The sequence below is a fragment of the Burkholderia sp. AU38729 genome (genome assembly GCF_020419725.1).
Taxonomy (GTDB): Bacteria; Pseudomonadota; Gammaproteobacteria; order Burkholderiales; family Burkholderiaceae; genus Burkholderia.
Genome location: NZ_JAIZQO010000011.1, coordinates 239,986 through 255,614 on the forward strand (window position 1 = coordinate 239,986; position 15,629 = coordinate 255,614).

Below are 15,629 nucleotides of genomic sequence, written 5' to 3' on the forward strand. Positions count from 1 at the left end.
ACCATGCATACGCTTTATCTGATTGCGATCGTCGCGGAAGCGATGTCGGGGGCGCTGATGGGCATGCGCCGCGGGATGGACCGCTTCGGGCTCGCGCTCGTCGGTGCGGTGACGGCGCTCGGCGGCGGCACCGTGCGCGACGTGCTGCTCGGCCACTATCCGCTCGGCTGGATCGCGCATCCCGAGTACCTGGTGATCACGCTCGTCGCGGCGACCGCCGCGTCGTGGGTCGCACGGCATGTCACGCGAATGAAGACGCTGTTCGTCACCGTCGATGCGATCGGCCTCGCGGCGTTCACGATCATCGGCTGCGACGTCGGCGCGTCGACGGGCACCGCGCCGATCATCGTCGTGCTGGCCGGCGCGATCACGGGTGTCTGCGGCGGGATGCTGCGCGACCTGCTGTGCAACGAGATGCCGCTGATCCTGCGCGAGGAGCTGTATGCGAGCGTCGCGTTCGTTACGGGCGGGCTCTATGTCGGGATGCAGCATCTGGGCGTCGATGCGGGCATCGCGACGGTCGTCGCGCTGGCGGCCGGCTTCTCGATGCGGATGCTCGCCGTGCGGCTCGGGTGGAAGATGCGGACGTTCGGCGCGGCGGATCTCGAGCATTGAGCGGGGGCGCGCCGGTCGCGCGGCGCTGGGCGACGGCGATGCCGGCCGGGGCGTTTGAGTGAGCGCCCAGTCCGAACGGAACGTCAGTCGGCCTGCATCACCTGGAAGACGTTGCCTTCCGGATCGATGCCGTCGTACATCGTGTACGCGAACCCGTCGTAGCGCTTGAGATCGCGCACCGTCACGCCGCTTCCGGCCAGCCGGTCGCGATGCGTGCCGATGTCCTGGCCGATCGAGAACACGAACTTCACGTGGCTGGTTTCCGCGCGCGCTTCCGTGTGAGCCGACACCGCGTGGCGGAACGCCGGGCCGGCGAGATGCAGCGCAAGCTCGATGGCGCCTGCGCCGAGCACGACCCACTCGTTTTCGATTTCCTCGATGACGGGTAGATCGAAATACCGTTGGTAGAACGTCTTCAGTGTTGCGACGTCCTGGGCGTACAGGATGATGCGGGTCATCGGAAGCGGCACGTGGGTCTCCTCGAAGGGGATTCGCGAAGCGCGAATGATGCGTCGTGACAGTCGTTGCCATCGTTCAAGCAGGACATCGCGCGACGCAACGCTCATGCGACCTGCGGCACACGCCCGCGTTACGCCGGCACCATCACCGGCGGCGCACCGTCGCCGGTTTCCACCATCTTCACCGCGAATCCGTAGCACCGCGCGATATGGGCCGGCGTCATCACGTCGCGCGGCGTGCCGTGCGCGACGATCGTGCCGTCGGCGAGCATCGCGATCGTATCCGCATGCCGCGCGGCGAGGTTCGGGTCGTGCACGATCGCGAGCACGCCGAGCTGCCATTCGCTGGCAACGGCGCGCACGGTTTCGAGCAGGCGGTGCTGATGTGCGAGATCGAGCGCGGCGGTCGGCTCGTCGAGCAGCAGGTAGCGCGGGCCGCTCTCCATCGCATCGTCGTCCGGCCACAGCTGCGCGAGTACACGGGCGAACTGCACGCGCGCGAGTTCGCCGCCCGACAGCGTCGTGACGTCGCGGCCGACGAGCGCATCGGCGCCCGCGCGTTCGAGCGCGCACCATGCGATGTCGCGATCGCGATGCGACGTCGCACCGCTGCGCCGCGCATGCGGATAGCGGCCGAGCAGCACGATTTCGTCGACGCTGAACGGGAACGCCGGCTGCGCGGCCTGCGGCAGCACCGCGCGCAGGCACGCGAGCCGCGGTGCGTCGATGCGTGCGAGCGGTTCCCCGTTCAGCGTGATGTCGCCGGTCACGCGCACGCCGTTCGGCGCGACGCCGCCGGTGAGTTCGCCGGCGAAGGTCTTCAGCAGCGTGCTCTTGCCCGCGCCGTTGCGGCCGAGCAGCGCGGTCACGCGGCCGGGTTCGATCGACAGCGACAGGTCGCGCAGGATCGCGTTGTGTCGACGGGCGACGTCGAGATGATGGGCGGTCAGCATGATCGTCGTGAAAGAAGGGTTAGCCGCCGAGCGCGCCGCGGCTCTTCCACAGCAGCGCGAGAAAGAACGGTGCGCCGAGCAGCGCGGTCAGCACGCCGAGCGGAATTTCGGCGGGCGCGGCAACGGTGCGCGCGGCGAGATCGGCGGCGAGCGTCAGCAGCGCGCCGAGCAGCGCGGCGCCGGGCAGCACGACGCGCTGGTCGGGGCCACACGCGAGCCGCACGCAATGCGGCGCGACGAGCCCGATGAAGCCGATGATGCCCGCGCACGACACCAGCGCGCCGACCGCGAGCGCGACCGCGACGAGCACGCGCCGCTTCAGCCGCTGCACGGGCACGCCGAGGTGCAGCGCCTCGGTTTCGCCGAGCTGCAACGCATTCAGCGCGTCGCGTTCACGCGCGAGCAGCACGCAGCCGATCGCGACGCACGGCGCGACGGCCGCCAGCGCGGACCATTGCGCGCCGCCGAGGCTGCCGAGGCTCCAGAAGGTCAGCGAGCGCAATTGCGCGTCGTCGGCGACGAACGTGAGGAGCCCGATCGCCGCGCCGACCAGCGCGTTGATCGCGATGCCGGCGAGCAGCAGCAGCGGCAGCGCGAGCCGCCCGCGCGACGCGGCGAGCCGGTAGACGAGCGTGGCAACCGCGAGCGCACCCGCGAACGCGGCGACGGGCAACGCGGCCGCGCTTACGTGCGCGGCAAAGAGCGCGGGGCCGAGCACGATCATCGTCGTCGCGCCGAGCGCGGCGCCGCTCGACACGCCGACGAGCCCCGGATCGGCGAGCGGGTTGCGGAACAGCGCCTGCATCGCGGCGCCGGTCGCGCCGAAGCCGCCGCCGACCAGCAACGCGAGCGCGACGCGCGGCGCGCGGATGTCGAACAGCACCGCGCGCGCCTGCTGCGCGGCCGCATCGCCGGTCAGCGCGGCCCAGGCTTCCGCGAGCGGAATGCGATAGGCGCCGACGCACAGCGCGACGACGGACATCGCGCATACGAGGCAGGCGAGCGCGGCCAGCGCGAACGGGGCGAAACGGCGCGACGTGCCGATGCGCGCGGCACCGGCGCTTGACGCGGGCGACGATGCGGGGAAAGGCGAAGCGTGAGCGGGCATCGGGGCAGTCCGGAATCAGGCGAGCGCATCCGACAGGCGTCGGTGCAGGGTCGTGACGGCGAGCGGCAGGCGCGGGCCGAAGCCGAGCAGGAACAGCGCGTCGAGCGCCACCACGCGCTGCGCGCGGCCGGCCGGCGTCGCGCCGAAGCCGGGCGTCGCGAGCAGCGCGGCGCGGCCGCCGACGGCCGCGAGCCCTTCGTCGGAGATCAGCACGACGTCGGGCGCGGCGGCGGCCAGCGCCTCGGTCGTCAGCGGCTTGTAGTGATCGAAGCCCTGCATCGCGTTGCGCGCGCCCGCGTAGCGGATCATCGCGTCGGCGGCCGTGCGCTGGCCGGCGACGAGCGCCTGGTTGCCGGTATGGTTCAGCACGAACAGCACGCGCGGCGGCTGCGCGCCGCCGGGCGCACGGGCGGCGACCGCCTCGCGCGCGGCCTGCCAGTCGCGGTCGAAACGTTGCAGCAGCGCGGTGCCCGCGTCGCGCACGTCGAGCGCCTGCGCGACGCCGGTGATCTTCGCGCGCACCGATTCGACGTCGTGACGTTCATCGAACGTCGTGACGGCAACGCCGGCGTGCTTGACTTGCGCGATCGCGGTGGGCGGGCCGGCTTCGGCCGATGCGAGCACGAGATCGGGCCGCAGCGACAGCAGCCCCTCGGCCGACAGCGCGCGCTGGTAGCCGACTTTCGGCAGCCGCTTCGCGGCGTCGGGGTACGTGCAGGTCGTGTCGGCGCCGACGAGCCGGTAGCGCGGCGTTTCCGCGCCGCCGAGCGCGAACGCGGTTTCCGCGAGCGCACCGCCGATCACGACCACGCGTTTCGGCGCGGCCTGCGCACCCTGGGCGAGCACGCTGCCGGGCAGCGCGCCCGCGAGCGCGCCGGCCGCCGCGCTCGCCAGCACCGCGCGGCGGCGCGGATCGAACGGTCGCGCGCTCACCGCGCGCCTCCGCGTGCCGCGGCCGGCAGCGTCGCGACGAGCGCACGCCAGTCGTCGCGTTCGACCTTGCCGGGCTTGCGCTCGCCGAACAGCAGCGCGACGTGGTCGCCCTGCCGGTCGAACAGTTCGAGCGACGTGACGATGCCGTCGCTCGTCGGCTTCTTCACGACCCACGCGGCGGCGATCAGGTCTTCGCGCACGTGCAGGTTGAAGCCCGGGTCGAGCACGTTGATCCACGCGCCGACCTCGCGCACGTTCGCGACGGGGCCGGTATGGATCTGGATCATCCCCGCGTTGCCGACGAACACCATGATCGGCTGGCCGCTCCGAGCGGCCTGCTGGAGCACGTGGCGCAGCGCATGCGTGGTTTCGACCGGATACGCGTATTGCGGATCGGCGAGCCGCAGCGCCTGCATGCGGCTCACGCCGAAGCGCTGCGTGATGCCGAAGAACTGGTGTGTGTCGGTCATCGCGTCCCACGCGGCGCGGAAGCCCGCGACGTCGATCTCGGTGTCGGCGCGCTCGGGCGTTTTCGGCGCGGCGGGCGCAACCTCGAGGCCCGGCTCTTGCGACGGCGCACGCCAGCGCTCGACGAACGCGTCGTACGCGGCGTGGTCGCTGTGCGCGCGCAGGTAGACCTTGTGGATCGCATGACCCTGCGCGTCGAAGAACTGCAGGCTCTTCAGCGGGCCGTGCGCGGTCTCGTCGCGCACCGCGAATGCCGATACCCAATGACGATAGAAGATGCGCAAGTCGATATCGCCGAGCGCGAGGCCGACGGGACCGTCGTGGCTCATCTGCGCGTATTCGCCATCCTTTTCGTGGACGGCCGTGTCGTTGCGCGTGAGCGCCATCACGCGGCCGAGGCGCGGCATTTCCTCGAACATCGCCGGAAAGCGCGCGTCGAGCCGCACGACGTGCTCGCCGACGAACGCGGCGAGCGCCTCGCCTTCGCTGACGCCGAGCGCCTGCGCGACGTCGCGGTTGCGCAGCTGGCGCTCGGTCTTGAGCTGGATGAACGCGTCGCGCAGCGCGGCGGCTGCGCGGGCCGGCGTGGCCGGTTGACCGGGAAGGGCGGATTGCATCATGTCGGACTCCTTCAAGTAACGGTTGGGGTGGCAGCGCGGGCGGCGCGCATCAGAAATCCACTTTCATGCTGACGGCGACCGTGCGACCGGACGACGTATAGGCGTCGAGCACCTGCGAATCGGCGGCGATGCCGCGCACGTCCGACCAGTTCCAGTACTTGCGGTCGAACAGGTTGCGGATGCCGATCGTCGCGCTCACGTGCTTGTTGAAGCGATAACCGCCGCGCAGGTCGACGACGAACGACGACGGCGGCGAGAAGCACGCCTTGTTCGAGCAGTCGGACTTGTCGATGTCCTTGTCGCGTTTCGCGGCCTGAAACAGCAGGTCGGTCTGCACGTACCAGCGCTCGGACGGCTCGTAGCGCACGCCGAACACGGCCGAGAACGGGTTGACGGTGTTCAGCGGCTGGCTGGCCGCGCCGTCGTTCTGCGTCGAGCCCTTCGTGAACGCCATCGCCGTCTTCAGCGTGATGCCGTTCGGCATCACCCATTCGGCGCGGCCTTCGAGGCCGTGAATGCGCGCGTCGGCGAAGTTCACGTACTGGAACACGAACGGGTCGGCTGGCCGGCCGCTGCCGGCGATCGTCGTGCGCGAGATGAAGTTGCGGTAGCGGCCCGTGAACGCGGCGGCGCTGTAGCGCACGACGCCGTAGCCGGTGCCGGCCTTGCCGCGCAAGCCGGCTTCGAAGGTATCGCTCGTCTCGGGCTTCAGGTTCGGATTGCCGATCGACGTATAGCCGTACACCGGGTTCGAGAAGCTGCTGTTCACCTGGTCGGGCGTCGGCGCGCGGAAGCCGTGCGCGTACTGCACGTACGGGATGACCGCGGGCGTGATCTCGTAGAGCACGGCGACGCGCGGCGACAGTTCGTTCGCGCTCGTCGACACGGCCTTGCCCGTGAACAACGGATCGTTCTCGGTCGGGCTCAGCCGGTACGTGTCGAAGCGCAGGCCCGGCGTGACGAGCAGCCGGCCGTAGCCGATCTGGTCCTGCACGAACGCGCCGAACAACGTGTAGTCGGTGTCGGGGAACGCCTTGTTCGGGAACGCCTCGCCGACGCCCGGCACCGTGCCGTCGCGCAGGTTGGTCACGCGCGACACGCTGCCGTCGACGCCGTAAAGCAGCTTGTGCGCGAACGGGCCGGTCGCGAAGCCGCTTTCGGCGAACGCGGAGCCGCCGAACGTGCGCTCCTTGTACTGGTTGTCGCGCGAACGCGAAGCCGCCCGGCCGCGCGTCTCGAACGCGTACTGGTCCTGCTTCGCGTCCTGGTAGTAGAACTGCACGTGCGCGGTCTGGAACCAGCGGAACGCGTCATCGCGGAAATCGTAGTCGACGCTGAAGCGGTTGCGCTCGAGCCGGTCGTAGGTCGTGAGGCCGAGCGTGGTCGGCGGGCTGATCGCCGACAGCACGTCGGTGCTCACGCGCCGCTGCACCGTTTCGGCGGTGAACTTGATCGTGTCGCGCGTGGTGGGCGTCAGCACGAGCTTGCCGAGCAGCGATTCCGAATAGACGTCCTGCGGGTTCGACGTGGTGCGCAGCGTGCTCGCCGAGTTGTTGCTGCCGCGCGTGTCGACCTCGTGGCCGCGCCGGCCGTCGGCGATGATCATCCCCTGCACGCGATCGTTGCCGCCCGCGGCCGACACGGTCGCACCGACGCTGCGGTCGGCCGAGTCGTAGCTCGGCCGGAACGAGAAGTAATAGGGTTTGTTGTAGATCGACAGCAGGTCGCGCGGATCCTTCGTGATGAAGTTCACCGCGCCGGTCAGACCGTCGCTGCCGTACAGCGCCGAAGCCGGCCCGCGCAGGATCTCGATGCGCTTGAGCGTGTCGAGATCGGCGTAGTCGCCGCGCCCCGCTTCGAGCGGGCCGAACGAAAACGCGTTCGGCAGGCGGATGCCGTCTTCCATCAGCAGCACGCGATTGCCTTCGAGGCCGCGGATGTTGATGCTCGAATCGCCGTCGCGGCCGCCGCCGAGCGCGGCGCTGCCGGGCCGGTACGCGGTGCGGCGCACGGTGACGCCCGGCTCGTAGCGCAGCGCGTCCTTGATGTTGGTGGCCTGCTGTTCTTCCAGATCCTCGTCGGTGATCACCGACACGGACGCCGCCGTGCGGCTCGCGGCCGTGGCGGTGCGGTTGGCCGTGACGGTGACGGGATCGAGCAGCGCCGCATCGCCGCGCGTGGACGCGGCGACGAGGAGGGCGGCAGGCGGGTGGGCGCCTTGCGGCGTCGAATCGGCGTGAGCCGTGGCGGCGGACAGGCCGAACGCGCCGAACAGCGCGGCACAGATCGGCCGCCGCGCCAGCGTATAGCAATGCACAGGTGGTCTCCCATTGATGATGACAAGCCCGAAGGCTGGCTGGGTGACGCGTTCACCTGGCTGGCCCGCCCGCGCACGGAAGGCGGCGAGCGGCGAATTGAAAGGCAACTGATAATTTTGCCAGTGTAAATGAGAATTATTATCAATACAAGAAAGGAAAGCGGCTCGCGTGGGTGAGCGCTTACCTGTGCGGCTCGGGTGAGCCGCGGCGGGAAATTCGGGAAAAACGCGGGCGCTGGCTAGGCCAGCGCTTCGATGCGGATCAGCAGGTTGCGCGCATGCGTGATGAACGCGTCATGCGTCGCGCGATCGCCGTGGCCTTCGAGGCCGGCCTGCTCGGCGAACGCGATCTGTTCGGTGTAGAGGTCGACGAGCGCTCGGCGTGCGTCAGGGGGAAGCGCGCGGATCATCGACACGATCAGCAGTTCCTGCGCGCGAAGCGTGCCGGACAGCGTCTGGACGTTCATGCTGGCCTCCATCGGACGATGCGGCGGCGAGCCGCTCTTTCCATACTAGGCGGTCGGCGGTCGCAGCGCAGGCGCGGTGTTGGCGACGAGGCGGCGGAATGCGATTCGACGCGGTAATCGACGCTGCCGTTGCGCGGCGCGAAACGCGCCACGCGTGCCCGAAGCACCGCAATCGAAGCGTACAGGGAAGCGAACGGAATCAGCCGGCCGCTTTCGCCGCCTGCGCATCGCGCACGACCTGCGCGACGCGTTCGACGAACTCGACGTCGACGCTCGACAGCGCTTCGCGCTTGCCGTCGGGCATCTCCACCATCAGGCGATACGTGACGTCCTGCGTGGCCCAGGCGAGATAGCCGACGACGGCGAGCATCACGCCGACGACGAGCGCGGCGCTCGATCCGGCGATGCCGCCTGCGACGGCGACGGCCGCGCCGATCAGCGAGATCAGCGACGGCACGAGGCGGTTCTTCGGAATCTTGACGACATCGACCTGGCGGATGTCACGGAGTGCGAATACCTGCCCGGCGGCCGACAGGCCGTTGCGCGTGATCATCACGCCACGTTCGTTGAATGCGTTTTCCATCGTGTGTTGCGTGGACGAAAACGCGCAGCGTAGCAGGTTTCGTTGCGGCATCAAACGAGACCGACTGCCGCACGATGGGTGCGGCGCGGGTGAAACCGGGCAAGCGGATGGAGCGGGTAGGCGTTCAGAACTGCAGGCGGCCGTCGCCGTAAAGCCGGCCCGGCACGTGCGAGGCGACGACCTCGGCGATCTCTTCGTCGGTCGATTCGGCCGGCACGATCTGGCGCCGCGCGGGCGCGTCGAGATGCATCGTCCATTCGACGAGGCGATACGGCCGGCCCCACGGGCGCTGCATTTCGACCGATACGCGGCAGCTCTGGACCGGCATCGAGTGTTGGCACGTCAGAATCGCGTGCAGATGGCTGAAAACGGTATCTTCGATCATCATGGCCTCCGATCCTGTCTTGTCTTGTGGGCAATCGATGGCGGCGCCGTCGGCGGTTCAAAAAAAAAGCCGCCGATGTTCAGGCGGCCAACAGGGGGGGTGAGAGCATCCTCTCAGCCCAGAATTAAGCGAAACTTAAAAGCCCATAAAAAAGCGCCCCGCGTGGAGCGGGGCGCTTCTTGCCGTCGTGATCCGCGTGTTAAGCGGATGCTTTAGAACTTGTGACGGATACCGATACGTGCGGCGATCTGGTTCTTCGAACCCGTGCCCGACGTATTGAAGTAGCTCGTGCTCGAGCCGATCTGCGCTTGCACGCCCTTGCCCGACGCCTGCTGGTACACGACCAGGCCGTACACGTCCGTACGCTTGCTGAGTGCGTAGTCGGCGATACCGTTGACCTGGTTCCAGTGCCACGAGTTGCCGCTCTGCGTGGCGTTCGTGTACGTGTAGCCGAGGCCGCCCGACAGCGCCGGCGTGAAGGCGTACTTCGCGCCTGCTTCATACGCGTTGTAGAACGTGCCGCCCGCGCCCGACACGGTCGAGAACTGCGTACGCGTCCACAGCAGCCATGCCGTTGCCGGGCCCCAGACGTAGCGGCCACCGACGCCGTACGTACGCAGGTCGCGGACGTTGCCCGTTGCGATATTCGCGATCGTCGTCGAGAAAGCCGGCGTCGACTGGCTCGGGAAGCGGATGTCCGTGTACGCTGCGCCCAGCGAGAACGGGCCGTTCGCGTAGTTCAGGCCGAAGCTGTATGCGCGCGACGAGCCAGCCGTCGTCGTCGTGCCCGTCGTCGTCGCCGGTGCGCCTGCGAAGTCCGTCGAGTTCGAGAAGCCGTACAACGCGCCGAACGTGAAGCCCGAGTAGTTCGCGCTCTGGAACTTCACGGCGTTGTTGATGCGGCTCGACGTGAGCTGGTCGAGGTCGTTCACGTGGTACGCGTAGTTACCCGCGACCGTGTTGCCGCCCGTCGAGTAGTTCGAGCCGAGGATGTCGGTCGAGAACGAGTACTGGCGGCCGAACGTGACCGTGCCGTATTGCGACTGGCTCAGGCCGACGTAAGCCTGGCGGCCGAAGATCGCGCCACCCTGGCCGATCGTGCCGTTACCGCTGTTGAAGCCGTTTTCGAGCACGAAGATCGCCTTCAGGCCACCACCGAGGTCTTCGGTGCCGCGCAGGCCCCAACGGCTGCCCTGGGCAACGCCGTCGTCGTACTTGAACAGCTTGCCCGTACCGCCGTTGGCGGTCTTGCTGTGGTTCACGTAGCTGATACCGGCATCGATGACGCCGTACAGGGTCACGCTGCTTTGTGCGTGCGCCGTGCCGGCCGTTGCTGCCAGAGCGGCGATGGTCAACAGTTTCTTGTTCAAAGGGTTCTCCGAGCGAATAAATGGCGTGTCCAGTTGCGGTTCCGGCGCTCTCTATGGGCGCTTTCACGGACCGGCGGCAACTTTATCGAGGGGCCACGTAATGAATATGACAGCGACTGTCATATGAAGAATGTGTGGCGTCGATGCGACACCGAATTCTGCCCGGTTGTATAGTCGGTGGTTATACCGATTCAGACTGAGATTCGTCCGAAATCAGGAATATGTACATGAAATAAGCTTGGTTGGCGGCGTTCCGGCCCCATGCCACGATCCGTGTTCCAACAAACGACACGGGACAAGAGGACACCATGCGACGTTCATTCCTGACCGGCCTCGGCGCACTCGCCGCCGCGCTGGCATTCGCGGCGCCCGGCGCGCACGCCGACCCGCAAACGCTGAAAATCGGCACGATGAGCGGCCCCGACGCACAGATCTGGACCGAGGTGACGAAGGTCGCCGCGCGCGAAGGTCTCGCGATCAAGGTCATCGAATTCAACGACTACGTGCAGCCGAACGCGGCGCTCGATTCCGGCGATCTGGACGCGAACGGCTTCCAGCACCAGCCGTTCCTCGACAGCCAGATCAAGCAGCGCGGCTACAAGATCGTCAACGTCGGGCTCACGTACACGGCGCCGATGGGTTTCTACTCGAAGAAGATCAAGTCGCTGAAGGACTTGCCGGTGGGCGCGAAGGTCGGGATCCAGAACGATCCGTCGAACGGCAACCGCGCGCTGTTGCTGCTGCAGAAGTACGGGGTGATCAAGCTGAAGCCGGGCGTCGGCGCGAACGGCGTGAATGCGACGCCGCTCGACATCGCCGAGAACCCGAAGAAGATCAAGATCGTCGAGCTCGATTCCGCGCAGCTGCCGCGGGCGCTGCCTGACGTCGATGCCGCGTCGATCAACACCGACTATGCGGTGAAGGCCGGGCTCACGCCGGTGAAGGATGCGATCGCGATCGAGGATCTGCGCGGGCCGTACGCGAACCTGATCGCGGTGCGCGCGCAGGACAAGGACAAGCCGTGGGTGAAGAAGCTCGTCGCGGCCTATGAATCGGACGACGTGCGCAAGTTCATCGACCAGAAGTTCGGCGGCGCGATCATCCCGGCGTTCTGAACGTTTTCACGTACCGGATGGCCGAAGATCGACGATCCGGAAAGCCAATCGCCCGCGCAAGCGGGCGATTTCGTTGGTGCGGGCGGGTATGCGCGATACGTGCGCGCCGTGCTCCGGCGCGCACACCGGCCGCTCAGGCCGACAGCAGCGAACCCGTGCGGATCGCGGTCGCGCCGGCAATCCGCGCGACTTCCATGCCGGCCGTGGCGAAGCGCACGATCTGGCGCGCGTACAGCACGCCCGACACGCTGCTCTTCAGCGTGACGACGCGATCGGTCAGCGGATCGACGATGTCGGCCACGGCCTGGCCGGCCTCGATCATCACGCCGACCGGCGTGCGGAACACGATCACGCCCGACACCGGCGCGACGAGCGGATCGGTGCCCGCGAGCGGCGTGGCCGGATGCGCGAGCGGCGGCAGCGGCGCCGGCGTGCCGTCGACGACCCCACGCTCGGTCAGGTATTCGACGATCGCCTGTGCGTCCTTTTCGGCGAACTCGTACGACACGTCGCGCTCGCTGCGCAGCTCGATCGTGACGGAAATCGCGCCGTTCGGGATCGGGAAGCGGTCGCCGAAGCGGCTGCGCAGATCCGACCAGCAGAAGCTGTGGATCTCGTCGAACGGGTTGCCGACCGAATTCAGCGCGAGCAGCGACGCCTGCGCGTCGAGGTAGCGCGACAGCGGCTCGACGTCCGGCCACAGATCGGGATTCGTGTAGAGGTGCATCACCGCATCGCTGTCGCAGTGCAGGTCGAGCACGATATCGGCGTCGAACGACAGCTTCTGCAGCGCGAGGCGCTGCGAGTCGAGCTCGGTGCGCGGCTTCTGCTCGTCGAGCGCTTCGCGCATGGCGGCGCGCACGGCGACGAGGTTGTGCTGCGCGTCGTGGGTCAGGCGGTGTTCGACGCGCGGCAGCACGAGCGCCGCGAGATCGTAGAAATTGCGGTTGAAGTTCTGCATCGAGCCGAGCTCGAAGCGGCCGAGGTGATCGCCGAACACGTGTTGCGACAGGCCGATCGGGTTCGGCACGGGCACGATGACGACTTCGCCGCGCAGCTTGCCGGCCGTCTCGAGCGCGGCGATCTTGCGGCGCAGCAGCGTGGCGACCAGCATGCCGGGCAGTTCGTCCGCGTGCAGCGAAGACTGGATATAGACCTTCTTGCCGCCGCGCGGGCCGTAGTGAAAGCTCGTGATCTGGCGTTCGGTACCGACGGCGGGGGAAATCAGCGGATGGGTCTGCGTTTGCATGATGGGGGAGTGCGGCGCAGCCGCGAATGATCCGGTGTGCGTGGAAGATCGATTGTACGTTGCCTTCCTCGCCGCCATCAAACCGGCGCCAGAACACGCCGTTTCCCTTTGAGAATCATCAGGTTGGGGCGGAAAAAATAACGCTGCCGGCACGGCCCGCGCAAAAAAACGGGCTCCTTGCGGAGCCCGTTCGTGCCGAGGCGAAGCGTACGCTTGCCGGGCGGATTACTTGCCGTAGACGTCGAAATCGAAGTACTTCTTCGCGATCTTGTCGTACGTGCCGTCCTTGCGCATGCCGGCGATCGCGCCGTCGATCTTCGCCTTCAGGTCGGTGTCTTCCTTGCGCAGGCCGATGCCGGCGCCGTTGCCGAGCGTCTTCGGATCGTCGATGTCCTTGCCGGCGAAATCGAAGTTCGCGCCGCGCGGCGTCTTCAGGAAGCCGATTTCAGCTTGCACCGCGTCCTGCAGCGCGCCGTCCAGACGGCCCGAGATCAGGTCGGCGTAGACCTGGTCCTGGTTCTGGTAAGGCACGACGTTCACGCCCTTCGAGGCCCAGTACGTCTTCGCATAGGTTTCCTGGATCGTGCCCTGCTCGACGCCGACCGACTTGCCCTTCAGCGATTCGGCCGTCGGCATCAGGCCGGTGCCCTTCTTCGTGACGAGGCGCGTCGGCGTGTTGAACAGCTTCGCCGAGAAGGCGATCTGTTCCTGACGCGCCGGCGTCATCGACATCGACGACAGCACACCGTCGAACTTGCGGGCCTTCAGCGCCGGAATCATCCCGTCGAAGTCGTTTTCGATCCACACGCACTTCGCGTTCATGCGGCGGCAGATTTCGTTGCCGAGGTCGACGTCGAAACCCACAACCTTGCCGTCGGCGCCTTTCGATTCGAAAGGCGGGTAGCTTGCGTCGACGCCGAACCGCACGGTCGTCCAGTCCTTCGCATACGCGGTGCCTGCCGATACGGCGAGCAGGGCTACGGTCACAGCCGCAAGAATCTTTTTCACTCGGTGACTCCTCGTTTTGTTCGATGGGTGCGCGGTTGTGCCGCGCCGTAAGCCTTCGGCCCGGCGCGGCTTCGCGACAGGCTGTCCGTTTCGCCCACCCGATGCGGGCGCGCGACGTGCGGAAGATTATCAAGACAAAATACCGGCAGGGCGCCTAGGACAAGCCCCGATACCGGGCCCGGCGGCGGCGCATGAGGGGCGCCGCCGTTTCAGACACAGGAACGATTCAGCCGAGCGTTTCGTTGACCGCGCGCTGCAGGCACGTGACGAATTGCGTGACGGCGGGCGTGGGCAGCAGGTCGCGCCGCGCGATGATCGACAGGTCGAAGCGCGGCATGGCTTCGTCGAGTTCGGCCGTGCGGATGCCCAGCGGCGCGACCATCGCGGCGAGCGGGCGCGTGAAGCAGCCAATCACGTCCGAGCGCGCGACGAGCCCGAGCGTCACCGCGAACGACATCGGCGAGCGCAGCAAACGTTTGGGCAGCGGCAGCCCGTGCGCCTCGAACATCCCGACCATCACACTGTGCGGAAACTGCTCGGCGCCGACGGTGACGATCCACTCGGCATCGAGCAATGCCTCTAACCGGCGTGCATGCGCAAGCGGGTGGCCTTCGCGCATCACGACGGTGAATTCGGTCGACAGCAGCGGCAATTGCGTGAAATCGCGGTCGAGCGCGGGCACGTGGTGCATCGCAGCGATATCGAGCGTGCCGTTGCGCAACTGCGCGAGCGCATCGGGCACCGTCACTTCCTCGAGATGCAGGCTCACGTTCGGCATCGACTGGCGGAACGCCGTCACCGCGTGCGGCAGCGCGGTCAGCGCGATCGACGGCATCGTGCCGACCGCCACGCGCCCCGACATCTCGCCTTTCACCTGCTCGACGGCCTCGACCGTGCGGCGGATATCGCCGAGCAGCTGCTCGGCGCGCGGCAGCAGCGCGTGGCCGCACGCGGTCAGCTCGACGCCGCGTACGCTGCGCGCGAGCAGTTCCGCGTTGAGCGCCGTCTCGAGCTCGCGGATCGTGTGCGTGACCGCGGGCTGCGTGACGCCGAGTTCGCGCGCGGCGGCGCGCAGGCTCTTGTGATGCGCGGCGGAGACGAACGCCTGGAGCTGCGCGAGGTTCAGGGGGTTGCGGATGCGGGTCATCGATCGGGTCCGGTTGGCGCGATGCTGCGGCGGGCGATGGTTTGCAGCGGAATTTGATGGCAATCCTGACGGTTGCGTGCGCATGGGTTGACGCCGCCCTGGCTCGGGCAGGCGGCGGGCGCGGTCGTGGGCGCGACGGCGTTCGTCGCCGGGATGGTCGTGATCAAGCCGTTTTGAAGTGCAGGCCGGAGCCTACCAGTGACAAAGACAGGCACTACGCGAGCGCCATCTCCACCGCCGTCAGCGTCCGGCGCCGAATCCAGCCGCTCGCCATCCGGATCGCGAGCCAGTACGGCATGAACAGCAGCCGCGTGCGGGCGGTCGGGCAATGCACGAAGGTTTCGGTGCGCAGCAGGTGCGCACCCGACGCGAGCCCGACGACTTCGAAGCGGAGCACCAGCTTCGCATCGCGCGGATCGTCGTGCCGCACGAACGCCGCCGCGTCGGCGATCCTCAGTACGCCGAGATCCGGGCGCCAGAAGCGGCCGACGAGGCCGAGCGACAGCGACGTTTCGTCGCGATGCAGCGGCGTGAACGCATGGAGGCCGAAGCGTTCTCGTTCGACGCGTGTGGCGCCGGAGCGCAGCGATGCGGCAACGGCTGCCGGGAATTCGCGGACGTTGAGCAGCGCGTCGACGATCGGATCCGTGCGCATGTCGAGCGTGGCGACCGTGTCGATGATGCGCGCCGGCGCGGCATCGATCGGCTTCGATTCGTGCACTTCGTGGAAGCCGAACGACGGGATGAACGGCGGCTTGTGCGCCAGCGTCCGGGTGCTCGATTCGGAAACGATGCCGAGCGCGTTCATGGGGGCCCCCAAAGGCAAAGCCCGA

At 67.8% G+C, this 15,629-nt stretch carries 16 protein-coding genes; 2 read left to right on the forward strand and 14 right to left on the reverse strand.

Annotated elements, in window-relative coordinates:
• The first annotated feature begins 3 nt into the window (after positions 1-3).
• Positions 4-615, forward strand: coding sequence for a trimeric intracellular cation channel family protein (locus LGM56_RS27925; protein WP_226207302.1), 612 nt, complete (start codon positions 4-6; stop codon positions 613-615).
• A gap of 83 nt (positions 616-698) precedes the next feature.
• Here LGM56_RS27925 and LGM56_RS27930 read toward each other — a convergent pair whose 3' ends face one another.
• The 10 genes from LGM56_RS27930 to LGM56_RS27975 form a co-directional block, all read right to left on the reverse strand.
• Entirely contained in the window at positions 699-1,085 is a 387-nt protein-coding gene (locus LGM56_RS27930; RefSeq protein ID WP_226207303.1) for a VOC family protein, read from the reverse strand.
• Positions 1,086-1,204: 119 nt separating this feature from the next.
• A complete protein-coding gene (locus tag LGM56_RS27935; protein ID WP_226207304.1) occupies positions 1,205-2,026 on the reverse strand; it encodes a heme ABC transporter ATP-binding protein in 822 nt (273 codons plus the stop codon).
• 19 nt (positions 2,027-2,045) lie between these two features.
• Entirely contained in the window at positions 2,046-3,134 is a 1,089-nt protein-coding gene (locus LGM56_RS27940) for a FecCD family ABC transporter permease (RefSeq protein WP_226207305.1), read from the reverse strand.
• 15 nt (positions 3,135-3,149) lie between these two features.
• Positions 3,150-4,067 (reverse strand): heme/hemin ABC transporter substrate-binding protein, encoded by a 918-nt coding sequence (locus tag LGM56_RS27945; protein ID WP_226207306.1) that lies wholly within the window; start codon positions 4,065-4,067, stop codon positions 3,150-3,152.
• Entirely contained in the window at positions 4,064-5,155 is a 1,092-nt protein-coding gene (locus tag LGM56_RS27950; protein ID WP_089496082.1) for a hemin-degrading factor, read from the reverse strand. The genes LGM56_RS27945 and LGM56_RS27950 overlap by 4 nt, the downstream gene beginning before the upstream one ends.
• A gap of 49 nt (positions 5,156-5,204) precedes the next feature.
• Positions 5,205-7,472 carry a TonB-dependent hemoglobin/transferrin/lactoferrin family receptor gene (locus LGM56_RS27955; protein ID WP_226207307.1) on the reverse strand — a complete coding sequence of 756 codons (2,268 nt, stop codon included), beginning with the start codon at positions 7,470-7,472 and terminating at the stop codon, positions 5,205-5,207.
• 239 nt (positions 7,473-7,711) lie between these two features.
• Positions 7,712-7,939 (reverse strand): hypothetical protein, encoded by a 228-nt coding sequence (locus LGM56_RS27960; protein ID WP_021156479.1) that lies wholly within the window; start codon positions 7,937-7,939, stop codon positions 7,712-7,714.
• A 199-nt stretch (positions 7,940-8,138) separates the two neighbouring features.
• Positions 8,139-8,522 (reverse strand): DUF6232 family protein, encoded by a 384-nt coding sequence (locus tag LGM56_RS27965; RefSeq protein WP_226207308.1) that lies wholly within the window; start codon positions 8,520-8,522, stop codon positions 8,139-8,141.
• A gap of 124 nt (positions 8,523-8,646) precedes the next feature.
• A complete protein-coding gene (locus LGM56_RS27970) occupies positions 8,647-8,907 on the reverse strand; it encodes a DUF2866 domain-containing protein (RefSeq protein WP_011353838.1) in 261 nt (86 codons plus the stop codon).
• 212 nt (positions 8,908-9,119) lie between these two features.
• A complete protein-coding gene (locus tag LGM56_RS27975) occupies positions 9,120-10,277 on the reverse strand; it encodes a porin (protein ID WP_089428929.1) in 1,158 nt (385 codons plus the stop codon).
• Positions 10,278-10,585: 308 nt separating this feature from the next.
• On the opposite strand from LGM56_RS27975, the gene LGM56_RS27980 reads away from it, so the two are divergent.
• Entirely contained in the window at positions 10,586-11,392 is an 807-nt protein-coding gene (locus tag LGM56_RS27980) for a MetQ/NlpA family ABC transporter substrate-binding protein (protein WP_175238760.1), read from the forward strand.
• Between the two features lie 133 nt (positions 11,393-11,525).
• Here the strand turns inward: LGM56_RS27980 and LGM56_RS27985 are convergent, their stop codons facing one another.
• The 4 genes from LGM56_RS27985 to LGM56_RS28000 all read right to left on the reverse strand — a co-directional run bounded on the left by LGM56_RS27985 (position 11,526) and on the right by LGM56_RS28000 (position 15,604).
• On the reverse strand, positions 11,526-12,641 hold the full coding sequence (locus LGM56_RS27985) for a succinylglutamate desuccinylase/aspartoacylase family protein (protein ID WP_089496086.1): 1,116 nt from the start codon (positions 12,639-12,641) through the stop codon (positions 11,526-11,528).
• Between the two features lie 225 nt (positions 12,642-12,866).
• Positions 12,867-13,649, reverse strand: coding sequence for an ABC transporter substrate-binding protein (locus LGM56_RS27990; protein ID WP_089428931.1), 783 nt, complete (start codon positions 13,647-13,649; stop codon positions 12,867-12,869).
• 226 nt (positions 13,650-13,875) lie between these two features.
• The gene (locus tag LGM56_RS27995; protein WP_179254853.1) at positions 13,876-14,796 is read right to left on the reverse strand and encodes a LysR family transcriptional regulator; all 921 of its coding nucleotides are present in this window, start codon (positions 14,794-14,796) and stop codon (positions 13,876-13,878) included.
• Between the two features lie 214 nt (positions 14,797-15,010).
• The gene (locus tag LGM56_RS28000; protein ID WP_226207309.1) at positions 15,011-15,604 is read right to left on the reverse strand and encodes a hypothetical protein; all 594 of its coding nucleotides are present in this window, start codon (positions 15,602-15,604) and stop codon (positions 15,011-15,013) included.
• Between the last annotated feature and the right edge of the window lie 25 nt (positions 15,605-15,629).